Source organism: Lachnoanaerobaculum saburreum DSM 3986, from assembly GCF_000185385.1.
GTDB lineage: Bacteria > Bacillota > Clostridia > Lachnospirales > Lachnospiraceae > Lachnoanaerobaculum > Lachnoanaerobaculum saburreum.
Map to the genome: position 1 here is coordinate 1,747,104 of NZ_GL622296.1, position 11,297 is coordinate 1,758,400.

The 11,297-nt window shown below is 35.0% G+C and carries 10 protein-coding genes and 1 pseudogene; 9 read left to right on the top strand and 2 right to left on the bottom strand.

Features of this window, described 5'->3' with window-relative positions:
* The 3 genes and pseudogenes from HMPREF0381_RS14620 to HMPREF0381_RS08005 form a co-directional block, all read left to right on the top strand.
* A pseudogene (locus HMPREF0381_RS14620) lies at positions 1 to 256 on the top strand (IS630 family transposase); the annotation flags it as partial.
* A 421-nt stretch (positions 257 to 677) separates the two neighbouring features.
* On the top strand, positions 678 to 926 hold the full coding sequence (locus HMPREF0381_RS08000; protein WP_008751452.1) for a hypothetical protein: 249 nt from the start codon (positions 678 to 680) through the stop codon (positions 924 to 926).
* The gene (locus tag HMPREF0381_RS08005) at positions 926 to 1,303 is read left to right on the top strand and encodes a hypothetical protein (protein ID WP_008751453.1); all 378 of its coding nucleotides are present in this window, start codon (positions 926 to 928) and stop codon (positions 1,301 to 1,303) included. Before HMPREF0381_RS08000 ends, HMPREF0381_RS08005 begins: the two co-directional genes overlap by 1 nt.
* A 116-nt stretch (positions 1,304 to 1,419) precedes the next feature.
* On the opposite strand, the gene HMPREF0381_RS08010 is transcribed toward HMPREF0381_RS08005, so the two are convergent.
* The gene (locus HMPREF0381_RS08010; RefSeq protein ID WP_008751454.1) at positions 1,420 to 2,367 is read right to left on the bottom strand and encodes an AraC family transcriptional regulator; all 948 of its coding nucleotides are present in this window, start codon (positions 2,365 to 2,367) and stop codon (positions 1,420 to 1,422) included.
* Positions 2,368 to 2,636: 269 nt separating this feature from the next.
* On the opposite strand from HMPREF0381_RS08010, the gene xylA reads away from it, so the two are divergent.
* The 6 genes from xylA to nhaC all read left to right on the top strand — a co-directional run bounded on the left by xylA (position 2,637) and on the right by nhaC (position 10,663).
* Entirely contained in the window at positions 2,637 to 3,956 is a 1,320-nt protein-coding gene (xylA, locus tag HMPREF0381_RS08015) for a xylose isomerase (RefSeq protein WP_040461296.1), read from the top strand.
* A gap of 45 nt (positions 3,957 to 4,001) precedes the next feature.
* Positions 4,002 to 5,201 (top strand): substrate-binding domain-containing protein, encoded by a 1,200-nt coding sequence (locus HMPREF0381_RS08020; RefSeq protein WP_008751456.1) that lies wholly within the window; start codon positions 4,002 to 4,004, stop codon positions 5,199 to 5,201.
* Positions 5,202 to 5,301: 100 nt separating this feature from the next.
* Positions 5,302 to 6,861 (top strand): sugar ABC transporter ATP-binding protein, encoded by a 1,560-nt coding sequence (locus HMPREF0381_RS08025; RefSeq protein ID WP_008751457.1) that lies wholly within the window; start codon positions 5,302 to 5,304, stop codon positions 6,859 to 6,861.
* 3 nt (positions 6,862 to 6,864) lie between these two features.
* Positions 6,865 to 8,022: a sugar ABC transporter permease gene (locus HMPREF0381_RS08030; RefSeq protein ID WP_008751458.1), complete on the top strand. Its 1,158-nt coding sequence runs from the start codon at positions 6,865 to 6,867 to the stop codon at positions 8,020 to 8,022.
* A gap of 66 nt (positions 8,023 to 8,088) precedes the next feature.
* On the top strand, positions 8,089 to 9,258 hold the full coding sequence (locus HMPREF0381_RS08035; RefSeq protein ID WP_008751459.1) for a MalY/PatB family protein: 1,170 nt from the start codon (positions 8,089 to 8,091) through the stop codon (positions 9,256 to 9,258).
* Complete coding sequence (gene nhaC, locus HMPREF0381_RS08040) at positions 9,251 to 10,663, top strand: Na+/H+ antiporter NhaC (protein WP_008751460.1); 1,413 nt, start codon at positions 9,251 to 9,253, stop codon at positions 10,661 to 10,663. The genes HMPREF0381_RS08035 and nhaC overlap by 8 nt, the downstream gene beginning before the upstream one ends.
* A gap of 108 nt (positions 10,664 to 10,771) precedes the next feature.
* Here nhaC and rpiB read toward each other — a convergent pair whose 3' ends face one another.
* A complete protein-coding gene (gene rpiB / locus HMPREF0381_RS08045; protein WP_008751461.1) occupies positions 10,772 to 11,209 on the bottom strand; it encodes a ribose 5-phosphate isomerase B in 438 nt (145 codons plus the stop codon).
* Positions 11,210 to 11,297 lie beyond the last annotated feature (88 nt).

Below are 11,297 nucleotides of genomic sequence, written 5' to 3' on the forward strand. Positions count from 1 at the left end.
AAGATTTGAATTTGTATTTACTCCAAAACACGGTTCATGGTTGAACCTTGTTGAAGGATTCTTTAGTAAGCTTACTCGACAGTCCTTAAAGGGTATTCGTGTTAATAGCAAAGAGGAACTGGTGGAGCGAATATATAAGTATTTTGAGGAAGTCAACGCCGACCCGGTAGTATATCACTGGAAATATCGTCTCGAAAAGATTGATTTAGGTGAGCAGGTTCAGGTTGATACATTACCTCTTAAAAAGTCGAGTTAACTATTCCTATATGGGCAGCTCAGACAGATAAAGGAACAGAAACTGTAAAAGAATTTGTTTCAGAAATAAATAGCTCTGATGATAATGAAGGCTATGAGTCATGGAATAATGTAGATATTGTTTATGGTTATGAGTTATTTGACTCAGATATTCAAACAGTTTTAGGCGATTTGTATTACCTTAAGAACAATAATAATGAAGGTTATGTAATAGTAGACGCTTCAGGGGCAAATGTGCTGGAATTTTCTTCAGGAATACCGGAATACGATACTGCGGCTGAAACGTTAAATATTGAAAATAGTTCTTCGGTAAAATATCTATACGTTAATGCTATGCCGGCTATTGTAAATGAGAACGCTTATTTAAACTTAATACAATAAAAAAATATATTAAAAATAAGAGTAGCAGCTATTCAGTTTCTGTGAATAACAAGTGGAGTCCAAGTTTTTCAGATGTTAAATCAGAAACAAATTCAAGACCATGTTTGCTTGGCTTTGCAGCTGGAAGTCCGTACAGTAAAAATGTAGGGCATATTACAGCCTGCGTAGGAATAAGGAGTGCAAAAAGTGGTCAATTTTGTAAATTTATGGATGGTTGGAGCAGTCAAGTAGTTGAGAAACAATGGGGAAACTATAATGACTTTATGTCAAAAGTAAGGATATATAAGTAATGAAAGCATTTAGATATTCAATGGTATGTATTGTTTGCTATTTAGGTTTGACCTTGAGTTCTTGCAGAGATACAAGTTTTCAGAGTACAGAAAATACAGGAGGTATATCCGGTGAGATAGAGCAGCCTCAGATTATGTACAATCAACAAGTATACTATTATTATGCAACAGGTTTTAATGATGTTTTGCCGGAAAATTATTTAAAAGTTGGAGAAGTTAAGGCTGTAAATAATAAAGAAAAACCAACAGAAGATTTTATGGCTTGTAGATTAGATATTGGGCAAGCTATTTATGCTAATGTAGAACAAGATATTAGTAATCCAATTTATCTACAATATGAAGATGGATATGCACAGTTTTATCTTAAATCAGAATAGTGGATAATATTAAATAATCATAGCAAAATTATACTAACAGAAAGATGATCAAGTTTTCAACTTTGGTCGTCTTTTCTTTGTTGAGATGTAGAAAATAATAATTCAGATTAATAATATCATTCTTTCAAATTCTCTTCATAATATTTTTCAAGCACCGACATAAACTTACTTTGTGGTACATGTGTCTGTACCGTCATATAGGGTTGGTCTGTAAGGGGAAGTTCAATCTTACCCATGTTTTTTCTGTATTCCTGTAAATCTATTCCCATCTTTTCTTTAAACATTCTATTTAAGTAGCGGCTGTCGGAAAATCCTGTTTCACAGCAAATATCACTTATCCTAAGATTGGTCTTAGTAATTAATGAAAATGCATGGTCAAATCTGATACTGTTTAGGTATGCGGTAAATGTCATTCCGGTCATTTTCTTTATAAAATGTGATACATAATAAGTAGATAGGGACACTAAATCAGCTATATCTGTCAGTGATATATTTTCAGCATGGTGTTCGAAAATAAAGTCTGTAATTTTTTGAAGATGCTTTGCCTTTGATTTACTTTGCTTTGTGCTTTGTTCATCAATAAATGGATTGGCTACTTTAGTAAGTTGATATATGAGATCCAGTACCTTTGCGGTAGCACCGATCTCTGTAAAAGCAGTGTCACTTGCATAGCATATGGCACATTCCAAAACAGTTTTATAAAGTGAATTATGTTTTTCATTATATATTATATGGTTTGTCTTATAAATAATATCAGGTCCGATATTCTTATATAAAGCGTGATTTATCAAAAATATCACAATCTTATTGTGGCTTTTATGACTGAAAAAAGAATGTGGCTGATATCTGTTTACTATATAGATATCACCTTTTTTTAGTGCAAACACCACATTGTCAATAACAAGGTCAATACTGCCGTCAAGGAGCATACCAATCTCTAAATCAGAATGACAGTGCACACATCTTGAAAGTATCTCAATTATCAGCATAGCAAGTGAATTTGTTTTTGTATGTCTTATAATCTCATATTCAGTTTTTACACTTTTATTGAAGTCAAAATCCATAAAAAATCCTTATATTATAAAAATCCGGCAAATTGGAAAACTAAGTAAAAATATTTTTATTTAAATATTTTTCAGTCGGTTTGTTACTGTTGATTTAAGTATATTCCAAACTATATATTATAGCAATATAAAATAGCAATATTAACGTCAATACATAACAAGATTACCAACATTTACATACATAAAACAGTTATTATACTGATATAGAAATAAGAGTGAAAACAAAAAACAACATTATATGTACTATTGCATTGAAAGGAGACATATTTATGAAAGAATTTTTTCCCGGCATATCACCTGTAAAGTTTGAGGGCAGAGATAGTAAAAATCCACTTAGTTTCAAATATTATGATGCCAAAAGGGTGATAATGGGCAAAACAATGGAGGAACATTTATCATTTGCTATGGCATGGTGGCATAATCTTTGTGCCTGTGGTGTGGATATGTTCGGACAGGGTACTGTCGATAAAAGTTTTGGTGAAAGCTCCGGTACTATGGAGCATGCAAGGGCTAAAGTGGATGCAGGCATTGAATTTATGAAAAAGCTTGGTATAAAGTATTATTGCTTCCATGATACGGATATTGTACCTGAGGATCAGGAAGATATAAATGTTACCAATGCACGTTTGGATGAGATTACAGACTATATCTTAGAAAAAACAAAGGATACCGATATTAAATGTCTTTGGACAACCTGCAATATGTTCAGTAATCCAAGATTTATGAACGGTGCAGGAAGCTCAAACAGTGCAGATGTATTTTGCTTTGCAGCGGCACAGGCAAAGAAAGGTCTTGAAAATGCCGTAAAACTTGGAGCAAAGGGATTTGTATTCTGGGGAGGCAGAGAAGGTTATGAGACACTTCTAAATACAGATATGAAGCTTGAAGAGGAAAATATAGCAACACTCTTTACAATGTGCAGAGATTATGGACGCAGTATAGGCTTTATGGGAGATTTTTATATTGAGCCTAAGCCGAAGGAGCCTATGAAGCATCAGTATGATTTTGATGCGGCAACTGCAATCGGTTTTTTAAGAAAATATGGACTTGATAAAGATTTCAAACTAAATATTGAGGCAAATCACGCTACACTTGCAGGTCATACTTTTCAGCATGAGTTAAGAGTATGTGCAGTCAACGGTATGATGGGGTCGGTAGATGCCAATCAAGGAGATACATTACTTGGATGGGACACTGATCAATTCCCTACAAATGTCTATGATACTACATTGGCTATGTATGAAATATTAAAGGCAGGCGGACTCCGTGGAGGTCTGAACTTTGATTCAAAGAATCGCAGACCAAGTAATACAGCCGATGATATGTTCTATGGCTTTATAGCAGGTATGGACACATTTGCACTTGGACTTATTAAGGCGGCGGAAATTATAGAAGACGGAAGAATAGATGATTTTGTTAAAGAAAGATATGCAAGTTATAATTCAGGAATAGGTAAGAAGATAAGAAACAGAAAAGTGACACTGATAGAGTGTGCCGAGTATGCCGCAAAGCTTAAAAAGCCTGAACTGCCGGAATCAGGAAGACAGGAATATCTTGAGAGCGTAGTGAATAATATATTGTTCGGATAATAATAAAAATGGTTAAGATCATTTTGAAATTTTAAGGAGGAAGTTATGAAATTGAAGAAATTATTTGCATTTGTGGTTGCCGGTATGATGGCTATGTCATTGGCGGCATGTACAGACGGAAACGGACCTGAGCCGTCAAAGACTGAACAGTCACAGTCTGAGAGTTCCAAGTCGGAGAGCGGTTCACAAAAGACTGATGCAAAGGGCGGAAAGATAGGCATATCAATGCCTACAAAATCACTTGAAAGATGGAACAGAGACGGTTCATACCTGGAAAAAGAGTTTGAAAAGGCGGGATATAATGTATCTTTGACATACTCTGATAATAAGATTGACCAACAGGTAAAGGACATAGAAGGACTTATTGCAGATAAGGTGGATTTGCTTGTAGTAGCCGCAATAGACGGTGAATCACTTGCACAGGTTTTGACTGAAGCAAAGAATCAGAATATTCCTGTTATCGCCTATGACAGACTTATTATGAACACAGATGCAATATCATACTATGTATCATTTGATAATTATACTGTGGGAAAACTTCAAGGAGAGTTTGTAGCAGATAAGCTTGGTCTTGCAAATGCGGGAGATAAAAAGTTCAATATTGAATTTACAGGCGGAGATCCGGCTGATAATAATGCAACTTTCTTCTTTAATGGAGCAATGGATGTTATAAAACCTTATATAGACAAGGGAACAGTAGTGGTTCCTTCAGGTCAGACAACATTTGAGCAGGTCGGAACGGCACAGTGGGATACTTCAAAAGCTTTATCAAGATTCCAAAATATTTTAGGCTCTTATTATTCAAACGGAACACAGCTTGATGCTGCGATATGTTCAAATGATTCAACAGCTCTTGGAGTTACTCAGGCCATTCAATCAGATTATGCCGGAAATAATGAAATAATCATTACAGGTCAGGACGGTGATGAGGCAAATCTTGCAAATATTATAGACGGCAAGCAGACAATGACTGTATACAAGGCTGTTGCAAATGAAGCGGTTGCTACACTTAACTTAGGAGAGTCTATATTAAAAGGAGAAAAGCCTGACGAATCATTGATAAAAAAATCAGGATGGAACTTTGATTGTACATATGATACATCATCATATAATAACGGTTCTGCTGTGATACCGTCATATTTATTAGTTCCGGTAACAGTTACCAAAGACAATATTCAAAAGGAATTGGTGGATACAGGATATTATACAATGGGAAGTGACGGATATCCGCATCCGGTACAGTAAATATTGAGACTCCGGATTTTATTGGCAGTACACTGTTGGAGGCAAAAGCATTTGCCTCCAATATCATAACATTGGCATATTTAGCAGAAAGGCGGATATATTGAAAGACTATATTTTGGAAATGAAAAATATTACAAAGGAATATCCCGGAGTGAAGGCTTTAGATAATGTCAATCTACAAATCAAAAGAGCCGGTATACATGCTTTGGTAGGAGAGAACGGAGCCGGAAAATCGACACTTATGAATATTCTTTCCGGTACCATACCATATAATGAATATTCCGGTCAGATTTTTTATAATAATCAAGAGTGTAAATTTCAAAAGATACATGACAGTGAGAACCTTGGTATTGTAATAATACATCAAGAGCTTGCACTGATTCCGGAACTTACAATAGCCGAAAATATGTTTCTTGGTAATGAAAGAAAAAACAAATTCGGTATTATAGACTGGAATGAAACATTTCATCAGGCAGCTGTTGCCATGAAGGCGGTGGGATTAAATGAAAGTACACAATCTTTGATAAAGGACATAGGAACCGGAAAACAGCAGCTTGTAGAGATTGCAAAGGCAATATCAAAGAATGTAAAGCTTCTGATATTGGATGAACCTACTTCATCATTGAATGATGAGGATTCAAAGATGTTACTTGATATGCTTATTCGTTTTAAAAAGGAAAAAGGAATAACATCAATAATCATCACTCATAAATTGCAGGAAGTGGCATATGTAGCTGATGAGATAACAGTTATAAGAGACGGGATGACTATAGAGACTATAGATAATTCCAATCATTCTATAAATGAAGAACGAATAATAAAAGGTATGGTAGGGCGTGAGCTTGAAGACAGATATCCTCAAAGAGAACATAATATAAGTGATGAAATTATGTTTGAAGCCGGAAATTGGACTGTATATCATCCTATATATACTGAAAAATGTGTAGTTGATAATATAAACTTTTTTGTAAGAAAAGGTGAGGTCGTGGGATTTTCGGGATTGCAGGGAGCCGGAAGAACCGAACTTGCAAAATCACTTTTTGGAAGAAGCTATGGAAGTCATATTTCAGGTCAGGAATTTATTGCCGGTAAGGAGGTCTTTCTTAAGAGTTCCAGAGATGCCATAGTAAACGGTCTGGCATATGTAACTGAGGATAGAAAGACTGACGGATTGATACTTTCTGAAACAATATCAAAAAACACCACTTTGGCAAGAATGGAAAAAATAGCCGACAAAAGGGGTGTGTTGGATGTTGCAAAAGAAAATATGGTGGCAAAAGATTATGTAAAGGCAATGAAAACAAAGACTCCATCTGTTTTGCAAAAGGTGGGAAATCTTTCGGGAGGGAACCAGCAAAAGGTTCTATTGTCCAAATGGATGTTTGCCGAACCTGATGTTTTGTTTCTGGATGAGCCTACAAGAGGAATAGATGTAGGTGCAAAATATGAAATATACTCCATTATCAATGATATGGTCAGTCAGGGTAAATCAGTGGTAATGATTTCATCAGATCTTACGGAACTTTTAGGAATGTGTGACAGGATTTATGTTATGAATGAGGGAAAGATAACCGGAGAGTTCAGTGCAGAAGAAGCTACACAGGAAAAGATAATGAGTACAATTTTAAAGTCGGATTGTACACCGGTTGACAGGAGGTAAAAAGTGAATGCAAATAAATTTGTAAAAAAATATACTATGGTACTTGCACTTTTAGTTGTGTTTGTATTCTTTACATATCTGACAGGTGGAAGACTTCTTCTTGCACAGAATATTTCAAACCTGCTGTTGCAAAATGCATATGTGCTTATAATGGCTTGCGGTATGCTTCTTTGTATACTTACCGGAGGAAATGTAGATCTTTCAGTAGGATCGACTCTTTGTCTTTCAGCCGCACTTTCAGCTAAGATGCTGAGCATGGGAATAAATCCTTTAATTGCCATATTATCATCCGTTACAGTGGCATGCATTATCGGTGTATGGCAGGGATGGCTTATAGGATATATACATATACCTCCTTTTATATGTACATTGGCAGGTATGTTTTTATTCAGGGGTATAGCCAGAGTTATTTTGGATTCAAAGACCGTTGCCGTAATGGATAAGAAGTTTCTAAGTCTCTTTACATCATATATACAAATACCCGGACTTGACGTAAATCAAAGAGTTATTTCATCAATGGCGGTAGGAATACTTGTAGCTATAGTTATTACAGCCTATACCTTTATTTCAGAGCGAAATAAAATGAAAAAAGGTTATGAGAGTGCAAGTATAAATGCAACAGCAATAAAAGTGGCTATATTTGATCTTGTAATATTATTTTATGCATATAAACTTATGAGTTATAAAGGCATTCCGATTATGCTTATATGGATACTTGTTGTAGTAGCGATATTTGCATTTATTACAAGTTCAACAGTATTCGGAAGATATTTTTATGCAGTGGGAGGCAATGAAAAGGCAACCAGACTGTCGGGAATTGATCCGAGAAAAGTCTACTTTTGGGCATACTTTTTGATGAGCCTTTTAGCAGGATTATCAGGACTTTTAGTAGGAGCTCGTATCGGTTCCGTTGACGGAAATATGGGAAATTCATATGAGATGGATGCAATTGCTTCATGCTTTATAGGCGGAGCATCAGCGTATGGCGGTTCCGGAACGGTACAGGGTATAATGATTGGAGCTATACTTTTAGGTGTAATTAACCAGGGAATGTCAATACTCGGGTTACCGGATCAGTTCCAATATATTGTAAAAGGTGCTGTGCTTTTAGGAGCGGTAGTCTTTGATGTGGTTTCAAATCATAAAACAGGAAAGTCATAATCTAAGTGTATAAGTAACTTTTATACACTTAGTTATAAATAATAAAGTTATAGATAGGGGGAGCAATTGTTTGACAATATAGTTTCAAGAAGATATACAAACTGTGCAAAATGGGATGAAATAATTGATGAATATGGAATTGAGGATCTGATACCGTTAACAGTGGCGGATATGGATTATAGGATAGCACCTGAGATTGTAAATGCGGTTATAGATGCTGCAAATCATGGGATTTACGGGTATACAAATGTAAGTGAAAAGTATATAGAACTTTCAAAGATATGGGCAAAAAATAATTACGGTTTTTGTCCGGAAAATGAATGGATAGTATATTGTCCAAGAATCATTCAGGCTATATCCTTAATAATACAAAACTATACAGAGAAAAATGATAAAATACTTGTTTTTACACCTCTATATGATCCTATTCAAAATGCGATAAGAATAAATGACAGAGAGCTTGTGGAATGTCCTTTGATATTGGACAGCGGACATTATGAGATAGATTTTGAGGATTTTGAGGAAAAAATAAAAGGCGGAGTAAAAATTTTTATTTCAGTATCTCCACATAATCCTGTAGGAAGAGTATGGAGTGAGGAAGAAATAAGAAAAACTGTAGAAATTTGTAAACGATATGGGGTTCTTATAATATCAGATGAGACACATGCGGATTTTATTTGGAAAAATAAATTTATAAGTTATGCTTCATATTATGATATATATGACAATATAATAATAGGACTGTCAACATCTAAGAATTTTAATATTGCAGGGTTAGAGGCAAGTAATATAATTATAAAAAATGAAAACTTAAGAAAATCATTTAAACATTTATTAAAACAGGCAGGAATACATAATCCAAGTTATTTTTGTATACCGGCGGTTATAGCGGCTTATGAATACGGTAAAGAGTGGCTTGAACTTGCAAAAGAAAAAATAAAAGAAAATATAGACTTTGCAAAAGAATTTTTTGAAACACAAATGAAAGGGTTTAAAGTAGCAGATATTGAGGGAACATATCTATTATGGGTGGATTACAGAAGTACCGGAATTTCTGAGGAAATGTTAAAGGACTTAATGTTATATAAAGCACATATTGCATTTTCATTAGGTAGCGGATTTGGTGAAGACGGTAGAGGATTTTTTAGAGTAAATGTTGCTCTTCCAAAGGCGAAATTGGAAGAAGCTTTATTAAGATTTAAAAATAATATAAATTGGGGTGAAATTTATGAGTGATACAAAAAGAAAACCGACAATATTTCAGGCAATGTTTCCAATATTGGCAATGCTTATAATTCTGGGTGTCGGAATAGGATTTTTAGGCTTGCCGGCGGAGCCTTTGATTGTCTTAGCGGCAGTAGTATCCGGTATTCAAGCCGGAATATTAGGATATTCATATGATGAGATAATGAAAGAAATAGCAACAAAAATAGCTAAAGTATGGGGTGCTCTGTTAATTTTAGTTATAGTTGGATTTATGATAGGCTCATGGATGCTTGGAGGCACAATACCTATGCTTATATATTTCGGATTGAAGTTAATAAGCCCTAAATATCTTGCACTTACAGCATTTTTGCTTACAGCTATAGTGTCAGTGCTTACAGGAACTTCATGGGGCTCTGCCGGAACTATAGGCGTGGCATTTATGGGTGTTGCAATAGGAATGGATGCAAACCTTGCATTGATTGCAGGTGCGGTGGTTTCAGGAGCATATTTCGGAGATAAGCTATCACCTCTGTCTGATACCACAAATCTATCTTCAGCGGTATGTGGAGTTGATTTATATGAACATGTATATAATCAGTTGTGGACAACAGGCAGCTCCGCAATTTTGGCTTCAATATTTTATTTTATAATGGGTCAGGTTGGAGCTAAAAACAATATAGTAGTACCGGAAACTATAAATATTCTTACAGGTACACTTGATAATATGTTTAAATGGAATATTTTACTACTGATTCCACTTGCAATAGTGCTTATAGGATCTATTACAAAGAAACCTACAATACCCGTTATGTTGTTGGCATCATTAATAGCACTTATAAATGCGGCAGTTTTCCAGAGAGCGGATCTGAAGAGTATTGTAGAGGTTACATTAAACGGATTTAATGTCGGAATGGTGGGAATGAGTGAAGAGAATGTAGCACCTGAACTTATCAGACTGCTTCATAGAGGCGGTATGATGTCAATGATGAATACTCTTCTTATTGCAGTATGTGCTATTTCATTTGCCGGAACTATGACGGTCACAGGCTCTCTTGATGTTGTAATTTCAAAGATGCTTGAAAAGATTGATTCTACGTTTAAACTTGTTGCATCAACAATAGCTACATGTCTTATAATAACAGGAGTTACAAGTAACGGACAGGTATCTATATTGATGCCGGGTGAAGCATTTAAAGAAGCATATCTTAAGATGGGATTACATCCGAAAGTATTATCAAGAACATTGGAAGATTCTGTAACATGTACGGAGTGCCTTATTCCATGGACGGCAGCCGGTGCGTATATGGCCAGCACCTTAGGTGTGGCAACATTAAATTATTTACCATACGCTATTTTAAATTATTCAGGAATGATTTTTGCCTTAGTATGGGCTTTTACAGGTATCGGAATTACAAAGATAAATAAAAATAATTAAATAATAAGGTGAGTATGACTCGTCTTGAGTCATACTCACCTTAAATTTTTTAAAGAAATTTGTATATTATATATTATTGTCTCATATTGAAGAAATTATTTAAAAAAATTATTTTTCAAGTTCTGACATTAAATCTATTCTTGTTTTAAAAACTCCTCCTGAAAATTTGGAGTTTAAAAATGAGTCTACTATATCCACTGCAACTTCTTCTCCTACAATTTTTGCTCCTATTGCTATTATATGTGCATCAGTATGCTCCGCAGCTATCTTGGCAGAATAACTGTCAGCACATAATGCGGCTCTGATGCCCTTTATCTTATTTGCAGCCATGGAGATACCTATTCCTGTCGCACATAAAAGTATGCCTTTATCAACTTCGCCTTTTAAAACAGCTTCCGATACAGTTTTAGCGGCAGTGGGATATTCAACTGTCTCACCGCTTGCAGCTCCGAAGTCAATAACCTCAAAGCCTTTAGCTTTTAAATGCTCAAGTATTATATATTTTAATGTTGTACCTGCCGTATCATTTCCGATGCCTATTTTCATGATTACCTCCTTTTAGATGAATATGTTTAATTTAAAGAACTGCATAGTTACAAAATAATATATACATGAAAATTTATATATAATTTTT

Coding starts and splice junctions, on each gene's coding strand:
- nhaC (WP_008751460.1), top strand. CDS start 9,251: ATGAGTGATACAAAAAGAAAACCGACAATATTTCAGGCAATGTTTCCA.
- HMPREF0381_RS08010 (WP_008751454.1), bottom strand. CDS start 2,367: ATGGATTTTGACTTCAATAAAAGTGTAAAAACTGAATATGAGATTATA.
- xylA (WP_040461296.1), top strand. CDS start 2,637: ATGAAAGAATTTTTTCCCGGCATATCACCTGTAAAGTTTGAGGGCAGA.
- rpiB (WP_008751461.1), bottom strand. CDS start 11,209: ATGAAAATAGGCATCGGAAATGATACGGCAGGTACAACATTAAAATAT.
- HMPREF0381_RS08005 (WP_008751453.1), top strand. CDS start 926: ATGAAAGCATTTAGATATTCAATGGTATGTATTGTTTGCTATTTAGGT.
- HMPREF0381_RS08020 (WP_008751456.1), top strand. CDS start 4,002: ATGAAATTGAAGAAATTATTTGCATTTGTGGTTGCCGGTATGATGGCT.